Raw genomic sequence first — 19606 nt, 5'->3', positions numbered from 1 at the left:
TCTGAACCTTAGTGCTTTCTAAGCAAACTTTACTCTAAGCGTTAAACTACCGTATTTAAGAGGATGTTGATAGCGGGCCGGTCAAGGCGATATGATTAATACAAATAACAACGATTATCATGATCTTTACTATACTGACATTGCTGCTTTCCTCTAACTTCATAATGAGTTGCCGACTATGCCTGCTGTGCCGTTTATACGCCGTCCTTTGGCGTGCTCGATTGCTGCTGCGTTGATTCCAATCACCGCGACTTTATTATGTTCTACCGCTAGCGCCCAGGATGGCACGGCTAACAATGGCACGATGGTCGTGGTAGGCACGGCGTTAAAAGTAGATGCGCCGCTGGTGGAAACGCCTCGCCCTGTCTCTAGCGTTGACCGCGAAGAGCTAGACACGCGTAACGTGCAGCAGTTAGATGAAACCTTTCGCTACCGTGCAGGTGTGTTAGCGGGCCATTACGGCAGTGATAACAACACTGACTGGCTCAAGGTGCGTGGCTTTGATCAATCGACGTATCAAGATGGCTTGCGCATCTATCGCGAGGGCTTTTACCAGTGGCTGCCTGAGCCGTTTGGCCTGGAGCGAATTGACGTCTTTAAAGGGCCTTCGTCAATTCTATACGGCGAAGCACCTCCCGGCGGGCTGATTAACGCGGTGAGCAAGCGCCCAACGCAAACGCCGCAGGGGCAGGTGAATTTACAGCTGGGTAATCGTAACCATCGTCAAATTGGTATTGATACCAGCGGGCCGCTGGGGGAGTCTGACAACGTACGTTACCGCATGGTGGGCCTGTATAAGGAGCGCGATGGCGATGTAAATGCGACGGACAACGAGCGTTACTACTTTGCACCGAGCCTAGCGGTGGACGTTAGCGAAGACACGACCGTGACGTTTTTGGCCAGCGTGCAAAAAGACGACGGTGTTCCCGTTAACGGCTTTAAACTGCCTTACGGCACCGTGCAAAACACGCCTTTTGGCCGCGTTGACCCACAAACTAATTTAAGCGAGCCGGGCTACGATCAGGATAAACGCACCCAGTGGGGGCTAGGCTATGAATTGAGGCATAGCCTTAATGATACCTGGGCGTTTGAGCAAGATTTGCGCTACAGCGAGCTCGATTTAGATCTACGCAGCACCTATGTACTCTCGATGGTAGATGACCGGCGTGCTTCCCGCGGGCATGTTTATCGTGATGGCAACATCGACAGCTGGACGGTCGACAACCGCGTTGTGGGCACCTGGTATACTGATCGCACCGAGAATACTTTGCTGCTAGGCGTTGATTATCAAAACCTCGCCTTAAAGGGTCAGGAAGCAGATAACTTCGCCTTCGGTGAGCCGATCGATATTTTTAATCCGACGTACGGCAATTTCACGCCCATTGGCCAGAATGATCTGATCACCCGTGAGATCGACAAAGAGCAAACCGGTTTTTATGCGCAAAACCAACTGCGGCTAGACGACCGGTGGGTGCTGCTAGGCGGCGTTCGCTATGACCAGGCAGAAACGGAAAATCGCAACGTAACTGCCGATACCACGCAGCGCTCAGATGATGATCAGGTATCTTGGTCGGGTGGTGCGATGTATCTGGGTGAAAATGGCATTAACCCTTACGTCAGCTATACCGAGTCGTTTGACCCGGTAGGCCGCGTCGATAGCAGCGGCGATCTCTACGAGCCGCGCGAAGGCCGGCAGTGGGAAGTGGGTGTGAAGGTCGCACCGTTTAGCTGGGACGGCTATATCACCGCGGCGGTTTTTGATCTCCAAGAAAGCAACACGCTAGTCAACTCGCCGGCAGGTTTTCAGGTGCAGGAAGGCGAGCGTACGTCCCAAGGCTTTGAGCTGGAAGGGGTGGGCTACGTAACGGATGACCTTAAGGTCACCGCTGCGTACACCTATAACGATTCGCGCTTGGAAGATGATCGTCGTGCCAGCTTAATTCCACGCCATCAAGCATCCACCTGGCTGGACTATGCAGTGACCGGGGGGGCGCTCGATGGCATAACGCTGGGCGGCGGCGTGCGCTACGTAGGCAGTAGCGTCGATGCGGATAATAGCATTAGCGATGTGAGCAGCTACACGCTAGTGGATGCCATGGTTGGCTACGAGTTTGCCGATGGCTGGCAGGCCCAGATTAACGTCAATAACCTGACCGATAAAGAGTACGTTGCGAGCTGCGAATTCTGGTGCTACTACGGTGAATCGCGCAGCGTCATCGGCAGCGTTAGCTACCGCTGGTAAGCCGTTTAACGCGTGAGCTACTGATCGCTGCGATGAGATTCTTCCAACGCGGCGGTCAGTTCTCGTGCAAAGCGCTGTGCAGATGGCAGCGCTCCAAAGCTCCATACCGGTGGCAGGCGCAGCAGGTTAACGTTTTTGACGTTAGGCAGCTTTTGCCACAGGCCGCTGCTAGCAAGCTCTGCCTCTACTCCCGCGGGTAAGGGATCGATGATCACGATGGTTGCCTCGGGATAGAGCGCCAGCGCTTCGACCCCCACCAGTGAAAATCCCCAAGCATTGGTCGTTTGCTCCCATGCATTAGGCAGCGCTAGCTGCTCAAGCACGGCGTTGTACAAGCTGCTTTTCCCAAAGACACGCACGTGACGCGCATCCATGAACTGCACCATCAACAGCGGTGCGGTATCTGGCTGTGCTTGGCGTAGCGATGCCATCAGCGTTCGAGTGTCATTGATCAACTGCTCTGCTGCCGCTTCGCGGTCGGTTATTTCGCCCAGCTCGCGGGTCAGCGCCTGCATTTCCTGCCAGGTATCCGCGCCGGGTGAATAGAGCGCCAGCGATGTCACCGGTACGATTTTCTCCAAGCGCGGCGCTAAGCTCGTGAACATGGGGGAAATCAGCAGCTGCTCGGGGGGGAACTGGGACAAAAGCTCCAGATTAGGCTGCGTGCGCAAACCCATATCGGTAGCACTTTCCGGAATGCGAGGTTCGCCAACCCAGGCGTGGTAGTCAGCCTGCTGGGCGATGCTGCTGACAGGTGCATCGATCGCCAGCAGCGTTTCGGCAATGGTCCAGTCCACCGTGGCAACCTGGGCATGCGCGGTAGAAACGGCCAGCAAGCATAAGGCGAACAGTCCGCAGCGAGCACATAAAACGAGCAGGGTGGTGTGGCGCATGAGGTGGTAAGGCCATCCGGAAATATAAGCGATATATTTAAAAGATAATGTTTATTGTTTGCAAATCTAATTCAGAAACAGCAACGCCCAGGCGCATTGGCCTGGGCGAGTGGTTGTGTATAGGGAGGCTTAGAAACGATAGTGAACGCTAGCCGTCACACCGCGCTCAGCGCCGAAGTAGCAGTAATCAAGCGAGTTGCACGAGGCGACGTAATCTTTATCCAACACGTTACTAATGTTTAAGCGTGTTTCGACGCCCGGAACGCCTACGTGGCTTAGGTCGTAACCGATGGTGGCATCGACTAGCGTATAGTCTGGCACCGTTTCAGTGTTGGCACGGTCGGCGGCGATGTCTGCGTAATGGCGCACGCCAACGCCCATATCGACGCCATTTAGCCAGCCGTCATTGGCTTCATAGTGAGCCCATGCCTGGACTTGATGGCGAGGTGAGTAAATTGCGTTGTTACCCTGGTTGCCGTCGTCGCTTTTAGCGTAGGTGATGTCGGTGAAGCTATAGCCTGCCTGAAGCGAGAGCGTATCGGTGAGCTGCGTTTGTGCCTCCAGCTCAAGCCCCTGGGATTCAATTTCACCCACGGCGCGGTAAGGGTCGCTCGGCTGCTCTTTAGTGGCTACGTTTTCCTGAGTGATATGGAAAATGGCCGCGCTGTACTGGTTGGCGCTACCGTTGGGCTGGTATTTCACCCCGGTTTCCCACTGCTCGCCTTCCATGGGAGAGAGTAAATTGCCGCTTTCATCGACGAAACTGGTCGGCGTGAACGCAGTGGAGTAACTCAAATAAGGGGCCACGCCATTATCGAATAGATAAACGGCGCCGGCACGGCCGCTAAACTGCGTGTCACTGAGTGAACTCGTATCGTCGGTATCGAGGTTGGTGTTATCAATGCTAACCCAGTCGTAGCGCCCGCCCAGCGTGAAACGCCAGTTATCCACGGCGATCTGATCCTGTAAATAAACCCCGGTTTGTTCGATCTTATGCTGCTCACGAATCGGGTCGTAAAACGCGAGCGGGTCGCTACCGTAGATTGGCTCGAACGCATTCAGGGAAGGGAATGCGCCGGATGGCCATGAAACGTCATTTTCGCGCTGCTGATAATCGACCCCGAAGAGCAGTGTGTGATCGACAACACCGCTGCTGAGGCGCGCTTCCAGCTGGTTATCAACCGTCACCGCTTCAAGGGACTCGTTACTGCCGGAGTAATAGCGATTCAATTCGTTGGAGGTCGGTGAGGTCCAGCCAAAGCCATAGGCTTGGTTAAGCACGACGTCAGAGTTGAGATAGCGCAACATCTGGCGGCCCGTCACTTGATCGTTGAAGCGGTGTTCCAGCGAGTAGCCGACCATTCGCTGAGTACGCTCGTAGGCATCGTAGTCTGCTTCGCCGTCAAAGAAGTTGTTGCTGATTTTACTCCCGTTGCGCGGCACCACTGAGCCCTCATAAGGAACGCCAGAGTGGTAGCCGCCTTCGGGTTCGTCCTGAAGGTAGGCTTCGACAGTCAGGCTAGTATCGTCGGTGATGTCCCAGGTTAGTCGAGGCGCAATAGCGTAGCGCTGTTCTTCCGTTGGACCAAATTGAGTATCAGCAGCGCTGGCAATACCGGTTAAGCGGAATGCTACGCGTTGCTCAGCGCCAATAGGTCCGGTGACATCAAACGCTGCGCTGCGCTGGTTGTTATTACCCACTCTAAAGCGCAGCTCACCGCCTTGTTCAAATTCGGGCCGTTTGCTGTTCAAGGCCACCACGCCGCCGGGTGAGGCGCGCCCGTAAAGTACCGATGCGGGGCCGCGCACCACCTCAATACTTTCCAAAAACCACGGGTCGATGCGCATACTGCTATGCGAGTTGGCATCTCCCATGACTTTTAAGCCGTCTAAAAACGTATTGCTTAAACTGCCGTCAGAAAAGCCGCGTAGCACAAGGTAGTCAAAGCGATTGGAGGCGCCCACTTGGTTGGAGTACACGCCAGGCGTGTAGTCTGTGGCCCGCTGCACCGTGCTTACCCCGCGATTATCCATTTGCTCACGGGTAATCGTGGAAACGCTTTGCGGCGTCTCAATAAACGGCGTTTCTATCTTCGTCGCGGCTTGCTGTGCCGTGATGGTAACTGTGCCCAGCGGCGTTGCCCCTTGTGCACTCGCGGATGTGATGCCGAGTACGGCAATAATTGCGGCACTTAGCGGGGAGCGTAAGAACAATGGAGCGTTTGAGAAGCGATGAGGCGCGAAGAGCATGTAGGTATACCTAAAAGAGGAAGCCATTAACTAATATGTTAATGAGAATTATTGCGCTTAATCGCTAGAGAAAGGTATGCGCGATGACAAAGAAGCTATTGGATATGACAAAAACGCGGGTCGCGAAGGAACTTGCTGAGCAAAGAGACCCATTGCGGGCAAGGTAAACCATTAGCAGCGGCTAATGACCGCCGTTGGGGCGATACCAAACTGCCGCTTGAAGGCGGTCGCAAAGTTAGTGGCGTGGCAATACCCGCAGGCGTGGGCGACCTGTTGGACGCTGTGATCGTTTTCTAATTGGCGATAGGCCTCTTGAAGGCGGCATCGGCGTAAATGATCAAAGATGGTGCAGCCGTATCGGTCGCGAAATTTTTGGCGCAGGCTGCTCTGGCTCATGGCCATGCTGCGCGCAAGCGCTTTAAGTGAGTACTCGGCCATCGGGTGGTTGCACAGGGTTTCATGCAGCTGGGCGAGTCGCTCGTTCTCGCGCGCTTTAAGACCGGGGGGCAGTGGGAAGCTGAAGAGGGACGGCGTGGGTAGTCCATAGCCAAGTAGCTGTAGCGAAAGGCCATGCCAAAGCAGCGACTGGCGCCAGTCGTCCAGCGGATGTTCGCTTGTGGCAAGTAGCTGTGTAAAGAGCGCCGGTGGCAGTGTCCAGGTGCGCAGCTGTGGCTCATGTGCGCTGGGTAGCGCATAAGGAGCGGTTGCCAGAACGGCAATATTTAGCGTGCGCAGCCGCACCTGAGCGGGCTGTTCGACAATCAGCGGTGCCTGCGGGGTGAAATGCGCGCACAGCCCTTGGCCAGCACCGATAGTGAATTGCGTCTGGCCTTGACTGATATTAATACGGCCATCCATAACCACACACACAAACCATGGCACGGACTGAGTTGAGCGCGAGAGATAGCGATGACGAACCTCAAGATCCGACAGTGTGAGGTGCAGCGCAGGAGGCAGCGATAAATCGCTGACGCTGCCGTGTGCAAGCGGGCAGTCAGACGCCTCCCCAGGGTGTAAGTAGTCGATGCCGAATTTATGCCCCAGCTGGCTAAGCGTGGCCGGGGTTAACGATGTGAGAGTTGGCATCGGTGCTTACAATGAGGGAGCGTTGCATGAAGTATCCAGAGAACAGATCGTTATTGGCGGTGATCGTAATCATTGGCAGCCTAAAACGCAATGATAAATGTTCTCATTATTGGAAATTAGCAGATGTTACTAGCCTCTGCTGTTGTTGAGCTGTGCGGCGGCCATCAGACCGCCGCTCAACGGATTACTTATCGTCGTGTTACGCGTCGCCAGCGGCAGGCTTTTTCACGGCCGCCGCGTCTTGTGAAGAATGTTCTGACGCTTGTACAGGCGCCGTGGGTGACGGCGCTGCGGCTTGCTGCGTTTCAATCACCGCTTCCAAGTTTGCCACCTGGCGTTCCAGCGCTTCGACACGCGTCCGTGTGCGCTGCACGACATCCATCAAAATATCGAAATCTTCGCGTGAGACCAGCTCCAGGCGATCAAACGCGCTGCGAACCACTTGCTGTACGCCTTTTTGAATATCTTCCGGGGCTTGAGATGCGTTCTGTAAGCGGTCGCCAATCTGCTGGGCCAGTCGGCTAATACGGTCTTGAGGCGCCATGGCTCTCTCCTAATGAGTCATACATAAAAGGTAATTGCTTACCGGTAAGGATACGCAACAGTGGGCGAATTCGCATGTGCCGCGTGCGTTTACTGTCTTGTAGGTGATTTGCATCTAAATAGGGCAGGCAATGTTTGCTTACGCTCTTTTTTGGTGCGCTAGGCCTATTGCGGTAATGGTTTTACGCAAAATCGGTCATTTAAAACCATTGTTTATTGCTTTAATTGACTGATTATAAATAAAAAAAATTCAGCTGGCACAGTATGCGCATTAACGGTTCAGGTGCTTATTCTGGCGGCTGCGCCGCTACTAATCTAGCAGGACTTATCCAGCAGGGGAGATCCGGGATGAAACTCATCACCGCTATCATCAAGCCATTCAAGCTCGACGACGTTCGTGAAGCACTCGCCGATAACGGCGTGCAGGGCATTACCGTTACCGAAGTAAAAGGCTTTGGTCGTCAGAAAGGTCATACCGAACTGTATCGCGGTGCCGAGTATGTGGTCGACTTTTTACCCAAAGTGAAAGTGGAAGTGGCCGTAGACGATGATCGCTTAGAGGGCGTACTGGATGCGATCTGTAACGCTGCTAACAGCGGCAAGATTGGCGACGGCAAAGTCTTTGTGACGCCGCTAGAAGACGTGATCCGTATTCGTACCGGTGAACGCGGCGCAGACGCCGTTTAAACCGCACTCACAAGGTACTTTTTTAGTTCAACGGGGAACTAACAATGAATGAATTGGCTGATCTTAGCTACGCACTCGATACGTTTTACTTCTTAATTTGCGGCGTGCTTGTCATGTGGATGGCCGCTGGTTTCTCCATGCTTGAAGCGGGCATGGTGCGTTCGAAAAACACGGCAGAAATTCTAACCAAAAACATCGCGCTGTTTGCTATTGCCTGCACCATGTACCTGCTGGTTGGCTACTTCATCATGTACTCAAGCTCTGCCGGTGGCTTCCTGCCAAACCTGGGCTTCTTGATTGGTGCCGAAAACAGCGTTGATGCCGTCACTGCAGGTGGCGACGATGCACCGTATTACTCCATGCGAGCCGACTTCTTCTTCCAGGTTGTGTTTGTCGCAACGGCCATGTCGATTGTGTCTGGTGCGGTGGCTGAACGCATGAAACTGTGGGCATTCCTGGCCTTTGCGGTTGTCATGACCGCGGTGATCTATCCAGTATCTGGCTACTGGACATGGGGCGGTGGTTGGTTAGCTGAAGCGGGCTACTCTGACTATGCCGGTTCGGGCATTGTGCACATGGCAGGGGCCGCCGCTGCGCTGGCTGGTGTCTTGGTGCTAGGACCACGTAAAGGTAAATACGGTAAAGATGGTTCGATTCATGCGATTCCCGGTGCCAACATGCCGCTGGCGGCGCTAGGCACACTGATTCTGTGGATGGGCTGGTTTGGCTTTAACGGTGGCTCAGAGCTAAAAATGTCGGATATCGGTTCCGCTAACAACGTGGCACAGGTGTTCGTGAACACGAATGCGGCCGCTGCGGGTGGCGTCATTGCCGCGCTTATTCTGGCTAAACTGTGGTTCCGTAAAGCGGACCTCACCATGGCGTTAAACGGTGCATTGGCGGGCCTTGTGGCGATTACTGCCGATCCGCTTTCTCCTTCTGCTTTGAGCGCGGCGATGATTGGCGCGATAGGCGGCATCATCGTTGTCGCTGCCATCGTGACACTAGACAAGCTGAAGTTGGATGATCCTGTCGGTGCTATCTCGGTTCATGGTGTGGTCGGTATCTGGGGCGTGTTAGCAGTGCCGCTGAACAACGCCGATGCAACCTTTAGTGCCCAGATCATTGGCATTGTGGGCATCTTTGCTTGGGTCTTCCTTGCTAGCCTGGTGGTATGGCTTATTCTCAAAGCGATCATGGGCGTGCGCGTTAGTGAAGAAGAAGAGTATGAGGGTGTCGATATCGCTGAGTGTGGTCTCGAAGCTTACCCAGAGTTTAGTGTTAAAAAATAATTAGGTGGCGCCAAAAAGCAATTCCAAGGCGCCTAAATGAGCAAGTGTTGTTCTCATGGCCTCCCCTTTTGGGGAGGCTTTTTTATTCTCCTCCCATAGCGGTGTATGCTGGTCGTTAGCGGGCCATCCGCCGCCGCACAGCAAAGCCCATCACGGCCACCTAGTTAGAGAGGATTCTCGTAATGAAATTGATCACTGCTATTATCAAGCCATTTAAGTTAGACGACGTGCGCGAGTCTCTCTCCGAGATCGGCGTACAGGGCATTACGGTGACGGAAGTTAAGGGCTTTGGCCGTCAGAAAGGCCACACCGAGCTTTATCGCGGCGCTGAGTATGTGGTGGATTTCCTACCTAAAGTGAAGCTGGAAGTCGCGGTGGACGACGATATGGCGGAACAGGTCATTGACGCCATTACCCAGGTCGCTAATACGGGTAAAATTGGTGATGGGAAAATCTTTGTCATGCCGCTAGAGCAGGTCATTCGCATTCGTACCGGTGAAACGGGCAAAGACGCGGTTTAAACGATTGAGTAGCACTTTGTAAATCGTGAGTGATAAGCAGCACAAAGCCCCTGTGGAGCATCTCCATCAGGGGCTTTGTCGTAATGCTGATGAGCTAGTAGTGATGACGTAAAGAATTATTTCTATTCACTATTCACCACTTGCCAACATATTACTTTTCTACAAAGGCACGCTCGATCACGTAGTCGCCGGGTTCGCCCATGCGCGGCGAAATATTCAGCCCCAGCTCATCAAGTAAGGCGCTGGTGTCGTCTAACATCGCAGGACTGCCGCAGATCATCGCGCGGTCTTGACGCGGATCAATGGGCGGCAGGCCGGTATCTTCAAACAGCTTGCCCGAACGGATGTGGTCGGTCAGGCGCCCCATAGTGTGAAACTCTTCACGGGTGACGGTGGGGTAGTAAACCAGCTTTTTAGCAATATCCTCGCCCAGATACTCGTGGGCCGGTAGCTCTTTGGTGATGAAGTCGGCATAGGCCAATTCAGAGACTTCACGCACGCCGTGGATCAGCACTACTTTTTCATAGCGCTCGTAAACCTCAGGGTCTTGGATCAGGCTCATAAAGGGCGCGAGACCCGTACCGGTAGAAAGCATATACAGATTGCGGCCCGGCAATAGGTCGTCGCAGACCAGGGTGCCAGTAGGCTTGCGGCTAACCATAATCTGGTCGCCCACTTTTAAGTGCTGCAGGCGTGACGTTAACGGGCCATCGGGCACCTTGATGCTGAAGAACTCTAGGTGGTCTTCATAGTTGGGGCTGGCAATCGAGTAAGCACGCATTAACGGCTTGCCGTTGACTTCCAGACCGATCATTACAAACTGACCCGTTTTGAAGCGAAGGCTGCGCTCACGCGTGGTGCGAAAACTAAATAGCGTGTCGTTCCAGTGGTGAACGCTGAGGACTTCTTCTAGGGCAAACTTGCTCATGCGAATCTCCATTAACCGATGCGGTGACTAAACTGCCGCAGCGTTATTCTTAAAAAGAATAAAAATGATTAAATATGTTGCCGGTAATTCTAAGTGAATAGTGATATATCTGTTAAGCGAATTATATTGATAACTCTTATCTTTAAAATAGATATAGGCCGGATTTATGCACTACACCCTGCGTCAATTGGAAGTATTTGTGGCGGTAGCTCAGCATGAAAGCGTTTCCCAGGCGGCGCGGGCGCTTGTGATGTCGCAGTCAGCGACCAGTACATCGCTGGCTGAACTTGAGCGCCAGTTTGACTGCCAGCTGCTGGACCGAGTGGGTAAGCGCTTAAAGCTCAACGCGTTGGGGTTTCAGCTATTGCCCAAGGCCGTCGCGTTGCTAGACCGCGGGGAAGAGATAGAAGAGCTGCTACGCGGGCAGCAGGGTGTGGGGTCGCTGGATGTGGGGGCCACGCTGACGATAGGTAACTATTTGGCCACTCTTTTAATCAGCGACTTTATGCAGCGCCATCCCGGCAGCCGCGTTCGCCTGGCGGTGCGCAATACCCGCCATATTATCGAAGGCGTGCGCCAGCACTCGCTGGATTTAGGGCTGATTGAGGGGCAGTGCGACGATGACATGATCATCAGCCAGCCGTGGGTAGAAGACGAGCTGTGTGTCTTTTGCTCGCCGCGCCACCCGCTGGCAGGCCTGGAGCATCTTGAGCTTGAGCAACTGTTGCGTGAGGACTGGATCATGCGCGAAGAGGGCTCCGGCACGCGTATGACGCTCGAGCACGCCGCCCGCCATCGGCGCAGCCGGTTCAATACCCTGCTGGAACTTGAACATACTGAGGGTATTAAGCGTGCCGTGGAGTCGGGTTTAGGCATTGGCTGCGTTTCGCGCCTAGCGCTACGCGATGCCTTTAGGCGCGGCAGCTTAGTACCGCTGCCCACGCCGGAGTTGGATTTAAAGCGCCAATTCACGTTTATCTGGCACCGGCATAAATACCTCACGACGGGCGTGCGCGAGTTTCTACGTCTCTGCCGTGAGATGACGGCCGGTGCCAAACGCAGCGACGATATCTCGCTGCCGCCGATTCCTTAATCGTTTAAATGATTGCTTAACTGTTCGCTTAGCGTAAATCGCTGACGGCAGCCTGGATATCTTCAAGTGACGCTTTACTAAGATCTTTCGAGAGTGAGTGAATGACCAATTTCTGAGTGGGGCCATCGATTTTGTCGCGTAGCAGGCCTAAGAATTTGGGCGGTGCCACCAAGATGAGCTTCTCCATGCTGTTATCCACACGGGCGTTATAAAGGCGGTTGGCAACCTCTTTCGCAAAGAGCTCGTTTTCGTGCTTGGAGGCCGAGCCTTCTTCTCCAGCTGAGCGTGACGTGGTGGAGGTAGAGTCGTGCACATCGCCTCGCCGATCGGTGACCAGATCTCCTTCGTGCAGCCGTCCTTGTGCGTGAACCAGGCTTTCGTGCTCCTCCAGCGTCAGCGCATCACGCGTAAAGATACGCGCGCGAGCGGCGTCGGCTACCACAATATAGGTTGTCATCACTGTGCATCCTCCTGGTCATTGATGGTGCTTTAACCATGGCAAGCGTTTGACGATAGGTCAAACGCTTGCACAATCTTCTACAGCACCTTGCTACGTAGAAGGCTGGTAATGGCCTCACCAATCAGCACCAACACGATGATCGCAATCAATATCGTCGCCACGGTTGGCCAAGCGAAAGTATCAATAGCGCCCTGCAAAATAACCCCGATGCCACCCGCACCAACAAGCCCCAACACCGTCGATTCACGGATGTTGATGTCCCAGCGCAGTATCACAATGGCAAAAAAGGCGGGCATGACTTGCGGCACAATCGCATAGGCAATCACCTTGGCTTTGGACGCGCCGGTGGCTTCCATCGCTTCAACCGGCTTGCGGTCGATCTCCTCAATGGCTTCGCCCATCAACTTGCCGATAAAACCGATAGAGCGAAACACGATGGCGAGAATGCCCGCTAACACGCCGGGGCCAAAAATGGCCACAAACAGCAGCGCCCAGATGATGGTATTCACCGAGCGGCTGGAGACGAGTATGAAACGCCCCAACCATAGGCACGCACGGTTTGGCGTGGTGTTTTGAGCGGCAATGAAAGCCACCGGTAGCGCTAAAAAAATAGTTAGGAAAGTGGCCAGCGTCGCGATATGCACGGTCTCGATCAGCGCTGCGATAATACTGTTGAAACCCGCTGCACTGGGTGGCCACATGCGCGCGCCCAGGTTGGAGATTTGATTCGGTGCGTCCCATACCCAGGGCCAGAAAATATCAATATCGCGCACGGCCCACACCACCAGCATGACGGTGGCGAGCAGTACGGCGTAGCGAGTAAGGCGCTGTTTGCGGTCATAGCGTTGCCAAATGCGATCGGCAAGCTGCTGTGCGTGATCTACCATATTTTTTTCCTTACCCAGCCGCTGACACCTTCACTGAGCAAAATGACCGCGATGATAATGAGCAAAATCGCAAAGGCGAAATCGTAGTCGTAGCGTCCAAAGGCATTCATTAGCGTGCCCCCAATGCCACCAGCACCGACAATCCCTACGACCGCAGAGGCGCGCAAGTTGCTGTCGAGTTGATACATCGAAAGGCCCACTTGGCGCGGCAGAATCTGTGGGAATACCGCATAGAACAGAATGGCGACATAGCCTGCCCCGGCGGCCTTCATGGCTTCCACTTGGCCCCAGTTAATCTCTTCGATTTCCTCAGCGAGCAGTTTGCCTACAAAGCCAATCGAGTAGAGGGTAAGCGTGAGAATACCTGCCAGCGGGCCAAACCCAACGGCGGCCACAAAGAGGATCGCCACAATCACCGGATGAAAGCTGCGCGATATAATAATCACCGCTCTTCCAATGATATAAATAGGCATCGGAGCGATATTGCGTGCGGCCATCACCGCAAAGGGAATCGACAGAAAAACCCCTAGCAGGGTGGCCAAAATAGCGATTTGAAAGCTCTCCTTAAACCCTGTAATGAGCAGACCATAGCGCTCAAGATTAGGAGGGAAGCCGCCGCTAAATATGCGCGCAGCGCGGGGTAAGCCTTCAGAAATACGCGCCCAGTTGAATGGCAGCGAGCCAAAGGCCCACACCAAGTACACCGCTGCGACAATGATTAGCCCGTAGCGCAGCAGAGGGTTAGCGATAAACGGTGGCTTTTTCCACATTCGGGGTGTCGCTGGATGAGCGTCAGGCGGAGTCATGGGAGCGCTCCTCGACGGGCGTATCCGTGATGGCATCGTCTGGCGCTTCAATGCCCCCGTAGATGGCATCTAAGGCGTCTTTATTGAAGTCCGCGGGCAGGCCATCAAAAATCATTTTGCCGTGGCGTAAACCGACAATCCGTTCGGTGTAGGTTTTTGCCTGAGCGACGTTGTGGATATTAATCAACACTGGCAGTGAGAGCTCGCTGGCCAGACTTTGCAGCAAGATCATAATCTGCTCAGACGTGCGCGGATCCAATGAGGCCGTGGGCTCATCGGCCAGCAGGACTTCAGGCTCTTGCATCAGCGCACGTACCACGCCGACACGCTGGCGCTCGCCACCAGAAAGCTCATCAGCGCGCTTATTGGCGTAATGGGCAATACCGACGCGCTCCATCAGCACAAACGCGCGTTCAATGTCTTCCTGCGGGTAGCGACGTGAAATCGCCTGGTAGAGATTGACGTAGCCTAGCCGGCCGGCCAGCACGTTTTCCATCACGGTTAAGCGATCTAACAGGTTAAAGCCTTGGAACACCATGCCAATCTTGCGCCGAGCGCGACGTAAATCGCCGCCTTTCAAATTCACAAGCTCAGTGCCGTTGAGTTTGATAGAGCCGGAGGTCGGCTCGACCAGACGGTTGATACATCTCAGCATGGTGCTTTTGCCTGCACCTGAGGCGCCTACAATAGAAACAACGCTGTTTCCTTCTACCTTTAGGTCAAGCCCTTTAAGTACGGCTTCATCGTGGCCATAACGTTTGACCAGATTGGTAATTTCCAGCATGTGTTCGCTTCCATCGTCGAGAAAATAACCGCACCGCCAGTAGCGGTGCGTTACGTTTTACTCTTCCAGGTTTTCGGGCGTATAGCTCACGTTATTAGCTGCCTGGATGGTGCGAATCACCTGCCAGTTGTCTTTGTAGTTGATAGGAATAAACTTCTCGACGCCTTCGAACTCTTCGCCAAGCTCGGTGCCAGCAAAGTCAAAGGTGAAAAAAGCTTCTTCTATTTTTTCGACTAAAGCGGGGTCTAGGTTATAAGCGTAGTTATAAGAGGTGGTGGGGAAGCGGTCAGACTCGTAGATCAGGCGCACGTCGTCGGCATCGTAGAGGCCACGTGCGGCCATCCGATCAACCACTTCAGAGGCGACGGGGGCGGCATCATAATCTTTCGCCACAACGCCGAGCATCGACTGATCGTGACTTCCCGAATAGACCACTTCGTAGTCTTCATCCGGGGTAATGCCAAGCTCAGGCAGCAGTGCGCGGGGCGCTAAGTTGCCCGAGTTGGACGTTGGCGATGTGTGGGCGACGCGCTTGCCTTTTAAATCTGCCAGCTCGTGAATATCGGAGTCCACGTGCGTAAACAGCTGTAACGTGTAGCCAAACTGCCCGTCATCTGACCCCATCAGCGCGAAGGGAACGGCACCCGCTAGGTTAACTGCAAAAGGCGTGGGGCCTGTGGAGAAGCCGGCGATATGTAGCCGGCCGCTGCGCATAGCCTCTACCTGGGCAGCGTTAGACTGCACCGCGAAAAAGCGTACGTCGCGCTCGGTGACCTTTGCTAGATGATCAATGAACGGCTGCCAGATATCGGTATAGATAGCGGGGTCTTCGACCGGCGTGTAGGCAAAAATTAGCGTATCTGGGTTGGCCCATTCCGCCTCATCAGCGGGTAGGTCGGCGACCATATCACCATTTTCATCACAATAAATGGCGTCTAAATCACCGCGCTCACATTCCGCATAGGCGTGGGTAGACAGCAGCGCGAATGGAAGCAGAGATGCCGCAGTCAGCATTGCAAGCGGGCGCTTGCAGAAAAGCGAAGTTGCCATGGTAAGCCTCGTTTGTGCGTTGTTTTTGTGTCTTGCTGTTTTATTAAAGCCTTGCTGCTTTTACTGCTTGATGCGTCTTTGAATGCAGCGTGTCTTTGAAAACTGAGTAGTTATTTCGCTTTGTAATCTTCGTGGTTTTCACTAGAGACGACGCAAACTACGTTTCGTAAGTGGACATTTTGCACGAAGAATGGTTATTTCCGAAAACAGTCACCTTCAATTTAGGGTTTAAGACGAACTTATGTCAAATACTTTACAGTCACTCTCAGACCATTGGCGTAACCGCTATTTATTAATGCGTCACGGTCATAGCCAGGCGAATCAGCAAGGGCTGATCATTAGTTCGCCTGAGCGCGGGGTCGCCGATTTTGGCCTTTCCGAACATGGCGAGCAGCAGCTTGCCCAGGTGGTGGTCGACTGGCAGTGGCCTAGGCCCACGCGCGTTATTCATTCTGATTTCCTACGCACTACCCAGACCGCTGCTCGCGTGGCCGCTGCGTTTGGACTAGCCCTCAGCGTGGATACGCGTTTAAGAGAACGCCATTTCGGTGAGTTAGACGGGCAGGGGGATGAGCATTATCCCCGCGTATGGGCATTAGATGCTCAGGATGCCGAGCATCAACAGCACCAGATTGAAGCCGTTAGCAGCGTTGCCGAGCGTATGCAGGCGGTGATCCGTGAGTGGGAGCAAAAGGTCAGCGGAGAAACGATCTTGCTGGTTAGCCACGGTGATCCGTTGCAAATCCTATTGACCGCACTGGCTGAAAAGCCACTGAGCCAGCATCGCCAGCAAACGCCGTTGATGCCAGCCAGTATTACGCCGCTAGGCGCGCATAAGTGAGCGAAATATAGGCGTCAAAAAGCATGCATATTCGCCAATTGGCTAGTGGCCCAGAATCTGGCTTAAGAACAGCTGGGTCCGCTCTGACTGGGGGTTGTTGAAAAAGGGTTCAGGCGCGTTCTCTTCTATAATTTGCCCTTGGTCCATAAAGATCACCCGGTCAGCCACTTTTTTGGCGAAGCCCATTTCGTGAGTAACACAGATCATGGTCATACCTTCTTCCGCAAGCTCGACCATAACGTCGAGTACTTCCTTGATCATCTCAGGGTCAAGTGCAGAGGTAGGCTCGTCAAACAGCATCACGTCGGGATGCATACACAGCGAGCGGGCAATCGCCACACGCTGCTGCTGGCCGCCTGAGAGCTGTCCCGGATACTTAGTGGCCTGCTCGGCAATGCGCACCCGCTCTAGGTACTCCATCGCCAGTGCTTCGGCCTCTTTGCGCGGCTTCTTTTGTACCCACATCGGTGCGATACAGCAGTTTTCCAGTACCGTTAGATGCGGGAACAAATTGAAGTGCTGGAATACCATGCCGACACTGCGGCGAATCTGCTCGATGCGTTTCACATCCTGGGTAAGCGGTATGCCGCCCACCACGATTTCACCTTTTTGATGCTCTTCAAGATGGTTGATGCAGCGAATTAACGTTGATTTTCCTGAGCCCGAAGGGCCGCATACCACGATACGCTCGCCGCGTTTTACTTCCAGATAGATATCACGCAGTACGTGGAAATCGCCGTACCACTTGTTGACGTTGCGCATCTCGACCATCAGGTCAGAAGCGTTGGTGGCTGCTTGTGTCATGTTGTCATCCTGCTCAAAATCGGGTGTTAAAACAGATGCTAAAACGGATGTTAAAAAAGTGGGAAGCGGCGTTAGCGCTGATGGCCGGTATTGAGCTTGCGCTCTAAGTACTGGCTATAGCGCGACATGCTGAAACAGAAAATCCAGAACACGAATGCGGCAAAGACATAGCCCTCGAGCGAGAAGCCCAGCCAGTTCGAGTCGGAAAGCGCCGCTTGCACGATGCCCAGCAGGTCAAACAACCCGATGATCATGACCAAAGTGGTGTCTTTAAACAGTGAGATAAACGTATTAACGATGCCGGGGATCATCATTTTTAACGCCTGAGGCATGACGATCAGGCCCATACGTTTCCAATAGGTCATACCTAACGCCGCTGCGGCCTCGTCCTGGCCTTTGGGGATGGCCTGTAGGCCGCCGCGAATAACTTCCGCCATATAGGCACTCTGGAACAGCGTTAAGCCGATCAGGGCACGTACAAGGCGATCCACGCTAATTTCTGAAGGTAGGAACAGGGGCAGCATCACCGAGGCCATAAACAAAATGGTGATGAGCGGAACACCGCGCCAAAACTCGATAAAAATCACGCAGAACGTTTTGACGATAGGCATGTTCGAGCGTCGCCCGAGCGCTAATACAATGCCAATAGGCAGTGCCCCTACCATGCCGACGGTGGCCAATAGCAGCGTCAGCATCAGACCGCCCCAGCGATGCGTTGAAACACGCGGCAGGTCAAAGTAGCCGCCGTGTAGAAGCACGTAGGCGATCACCGGGAATACCAGCAGAGCCAATAGCGCCACCCAACGTTTAAACGGCAGGCGTGGAATGACCATCCAGGCAATAATGGCCGCAAACATGGCAAACACAATATTGGGCCGCCAGTACTCGCTGCTGGGGTATAGGCCGTACATGAACTGTGAAAAACGTGCGTTAATGAATACCCAGCAAGCGCCTGCTCGAGAGCAGTCTTCGCGGCTGGAACCCACCCAGTCAGCATCAATAAAGGCCCATTGAATCGTTGGGATGACCAATAGATACAGCACATACAGCCCCAAGAGCGTGAAGATGCTATTGACGGGCCCATTGAACAGGTTGCCGCGCAGCCAGGCGATCGGGCCAATCGTGCCTTTAGGCGCCGGACGCTGAGGGATGGTGTCTTTGTTGTGAATCATGGTGTCGCCTCCGGCCTAGCGTTCAACCAGCGCAACGCGAGCGTTGAACCAGTTCATGAACATGGACACCAGCAAGCTGATGACAAGATAAACCGCCATGGTCATGGCAATAACTTCGATTGCCTGACCGGTCTGATTGAGCGTAGTGCCGGCAAATACCGACACTAGGTCGGGATAGCCGATGGCGGTGGCCAGTGAGGAGTTCTTAATCAGGTTGAGATATTGGCTAGTGAGCGGCGGAATGATGACGCGCATGGCCTGTGGAATGACCACCAGACGTAATACCAATTTGCGCGGCAAGCTCAGTGCCTGTGCCGCTTCCGTCTGTCCATGGGGAATAGCCTGGATACCTGAGCGCACAATTTCAGCGATAAACGATGCGGTATAGATAGACAGTGCCAGCCACAGTGCCAGGAACTCGGGAATGATGGTAATGCCGCCTCGGAAATTAAAGCCGCGCAGTTCAGGCATTTCCCAGGTGACCGGCACGCCGGTGGCGATGAGCACCAGCAGCGGCAGGCCAAAAATGATTACCAGCGATATCAAACCGGCGGGCAGGCGTTTTCCGGTGGCTTCATGACGGCGCTTGTTCCAAATAATCAGTGCGATGCTGGCAATGATCGCGAGTACAAACGTAGCGGGAATCAGCCCAAAACCGGATTCAAACAGCGGCTGGGGTAGATAAAGCCCGCGAACATTCAGAAAAAACGCTTCACCAAAGGCCATGCTATCTCGGGCGCCGGGCAGCGTGCGCAGTACCGCGAAATACCAGAAAAAGATCTGCAGCAGCACGGGAATGTTTCGAAACGTTTCGATATAGGCGTTGGCTAAACGTGCGATCAGCCAGTTGGGTGACAATCGCGCTATGCCGACGGTAAAGCCAATAATGGACGCGGCGATGACGCCCAGCCCGCCGACCAGCAGCGTATTGATCAAGCCAACCACGAAGGTGCGGCCGTAGGAGCTTTGCGAGGAGTAATCGATCAGGCTTTGAACAATGCCGAAGCCCGCCGTGTTACTCAAAAATCCAAAGCCGGTGGTAATGCCCCGAGCATTTAAGTTGGCTTGGGTATTGTGGATGATGTAGGCCAGAAAAGCCGCGACAACGGCGACCAAAATGATTTGGAAAATAAGCGCGCGCTTCGCGCGATCTCGCCAAAACGGCGGCTTGTGGCCGACGGGGCGAATGTTGGGTCTTACCGACATGGATGGCGTCTCCGCTACACGGAAGGTCAATCAGATGGCCCGCCCATTCCTTGAAATGGAG

Annotated in this window: 19 protein-coding genes; 6 read left to right on the top strand and 13 right to left on the bottom strand. The window is 54.0% G+C overall.

Annotated elements, in window-relative coordinates:
* Positions 1-178 precede the first annotated feature (178 nt).
* Positions 179-2242 (top strand): TonB-dependent siderophore receptor, encoded by a 2064-nt coding sequence (locus ACT3TR_RS07725; protein ID WP_192535844.1) that lies wholly within the window; start codon positions 179-181, stop codon positions 2240-2242.
* 17 nt (positions 2243-2259) lie between these two features.
* On the opposite strand, the gene ACT3TR_RS07720 is transcribed toward ACT3TR_RS07725, so the two are convergent.
* From ACT3TR_RS07720 to ACT3TR_RS07705, 4 genes are all read right to left on the bottom strand, one after another.
* Positions 2260-3135, bottom strand: coding sequence for an ABC transporter substrate-binding protein (locus tag ACT3TR_RS07720; RefSeq protein WP_192535843.1), 876 nt, complete (start codon positions 3133-3135; stop codon positions 2260-2262).
* Positions 3136-3264: 129 nt separating this feature from the next.
* Entirely contained in the window at positions 3265-5385 is a 2121-nt protein-coding gene (locus ACT3TR_RS07715) for a TonB-dependent siderophore receptor (protein WP_192535842.1), read from the bottom strand.
* Between the two features lie 171 nt (positions 5386-5556).
* Positions 5557-6471 (bottom strand): AraC family transcriptional regulator, encoded by a 915-nt coding sequence (locus ACT3TR_RS07710; protein ID WP_192535841.1) that lies wholly within the window; start codon positions 6469-6471, stop codon positions 5557-5559.
* Between the two features lie 199 nt (positions 6472-6670).
* On the bottom strand, positions 6671-7015 hold the full coding sequence (locus ACT3TR_RS07705) for an accessory factor UbiK family protein (protein ID WP_192535840.1): 345 nt from the start codon (positions 7013-7015) through the stop codon (positions 6671-6673).
* A gap of 347 nt (positions 7016-7362) precedes the next feature.
* Between ACT3TR_RS07705 and ACT3TR_RS07700 the strand changes: the two genes are divergently transcribed.
* The 3 genes from ACT3TR_RS07700 (at position 7363) to glnK (ending at position 9514) form a co-directional block, all read left to right on the top strand.
* Complete coding sequence (locus tag ACT3TR_RS07700; RefSeq protein WP_096277138.1) at positions 7363-7701, top strand: P-II family nitrogen regulator; 339 nt, start codon at positions 7363-7365, stop codon at positions 7699-7701.
* Between the two features lie 44 nt (positions 7702-7745).
* On the top strand, positions 7746-8993 hold the full coding sequence (locus ACT3TR_RS07695; protein WP_192535839.1) for an ammonium transporter: 1248 nt from the start codon (positions 7746-7748) through the stop codon (positions 8991-8993).
* Between the two features lie 182 nt (positions 8994-9175).
* Positions 9176-9514: a P-II family nitrogen regulator gene (gene glnK, locus ACT3TR_RS07690; RefSeq protein ID WP_096277142.1), complete on the top strand. Its 339-nt coding sequence runs from the start codon at positions 9176-9178 to the stop codon at positions 9512-9514.
* 151 nt (positions 9515-9665) lie between these two features.
* Here the strand turns inward: glnK and ACT3TR_RS07685 are convergent, their stop codons facing one another.
* Positions 9666-10442 (bottom strand): ferredoxin--NADP reductase, encoded by a 777-nt coding sequence (locus ACT3TR_RS07685; protein ID WP_192535838.1) that lies wholly within the window; start codon positions 10440-10442, stop codon positions 9666-9668.
* A 166-nt stretch (positions 10443-10608) separates the two neighbouring features.
* On the opposite strand from ACT3TR_RS07685, the gene ACT3TR_RS07680 reads away from it, so the two are divergent.
* On the top strand, positions 10609-11535 hold the full coding sequence (locus tag ACT3TR_RS07680) for a LysR family transcriptional regulator (protein WP_096277146.1): 927 nt from the start codon (positions 10609-10611) through the stop codon (positions 11533-11535).
* Positions 11536-11563: 28 nt separating this feature from the next.
* Here the strand turns inward: ACT3TR_RS07680 and ACT3TR_RS07675 are convergent, their stop codons facing one another.
* The 5 genes from ACT3TR_RS07675 to phnD form a co-directional block, all read right to left on the bottom strand.
* Positions 11564-11992 (bottom strand): host attachment protein, encoded by a 429-nt coding sequence (locus tag ACT3TR_RS07675; RefSeq protein WP_096277148.1) that lies wholly within the window; start codon positions 11990-11992, stop codon positions 11564-11566.
* Between the two features lie 80 nt (positions 11993-12072).
* Complete coding sequence (gene phnE, locus ACT3TR_RS07670; protein WP_096277150.1) at positions 12073-12882, bottom strand: phosphonate ABC transporter, permease protein PhnE; 810 nt, start codon at positions 12880-12882, stop codon at positions 12073-12075.
* Positions 12876-13688 carry a phosphonate ABC transporter, permease protein PhnE gene (gene phnE, locus ACT3TR_RS07665; RefSeq protein WP_096277151.1) on the bottom strand — a complete coding sequence of 271 codons (813 nt, stop codon included), beginning with the start codon at positions 13686-13688 and terminating at the stop codon, positions 12876-12878. The genes phnE (ACT3TR_RS07670) and phnE (ACT3TR_RS07665) overlap by 7 nt, the downstream gene beginning before the upstream one ends.
* Entirely contained in the window at positions 13675-14472 is a 798-nt protein-coding gene (gene phnC, locus ACT3TR_RS07660) for a phosphonate ABC transporter ATP-binding protein (RefSeq protein WP_096277153.1), read from the bottom strand. The genes phnE (ACT3TR_RS07665) and phnC overlap by 14 nt, the downstream gene beginning before the upstream one ends.
* Positions 14473-14529: 57 nt before the next feature.
* Positions 14530-15522 (bottom strand): phosphate/phosphite/phosphonate ABC transporter substrate-binding protein, encoded by a 993-nt coding sequence (gene phnD, locus ACT3TR_RS07655; protein ID WP_192535837.1) that lies wholly within the window; start codon positions 15520-15522, stop codon positions 14530-14532.
* Between the two features lie 241 nt (positions 15523-15763).
* On the opposite strand from phnD, the gene ACT3TR_RS07650 reads away from it, so the two are divergent.
* Positions 15764-16363: a histidine phosphatase family protein gene (locus tag ACT3TR_RS07650; protein ID WP_096277157.1), complete on the top strand. Its 600-nt coding sequence runs from the start codon at positions 15764-15766 to the stop codon at positions 16361-16363.
* A gap of 42 nt (positions 16364-16405) precedes the next feature.
* On the opposite strand, the gene ACT3TR_RS07645 is transcribed toward ACT3TR_RS07650, so the two are convergent.
* From ACT3TR_RS07645 to ACT3TR_RS07635, 3 genes are all read right to left on the bottom strand, one after another.
* Positions 16406-17167, bottom strand: a complete 762-nt coding sequence (locus ACT3TR_RS07645) for an amino acid ABC transporter ATP-binding protein (RefSeq protein WP_273543214.1) — start codon at positions 17165-17167, stop codon at positions 16406-16408.
* A gap of 71 nt (positions 17168-17238) precedes the next feature.
* Complete coding sequence (locus tag ACT3TR_RS07640; RefSeq protein WP_192535836.1) at positions 17239-18339, bottom strand: amino acid ABC transporter permease; 1101 nt, start codon at positions 18337-18339, stop codon at positions 17239-17241.
* A gap of 15 nt (positions 18340-18354) precedes the next feature.
* Positions 18355-19545 carry an amino acid ABC transporter permease gene (locus tag ACT3TR_RS07635; protein ID WP_192535835.1) on the bottom strand — a complete coding sequence of 397 codons (1191 nt, stop codon included), beginning with the start codon at positions 19543-19545 and terminating at the stop codon, positions 18355-18357.
* Between the last annotated feature and the right edge of the window lie 61 nt (positions 19546-19606).

Source organism: Halomonas sp. AOP12-B1-6, assembly GCF_052379225.1.
GTDB classification, from domain to species: Bacteria; Pseudomonadota; Gammaproteobacteria; order Pseudomonadales; family Halomonadaceae; genus Vreelandella; species Vreelandella casei.
Note: the sequence above shows the minus strand (reverse complement) of the source record. Positions and strands in the feature narration are given on the sequence as shown.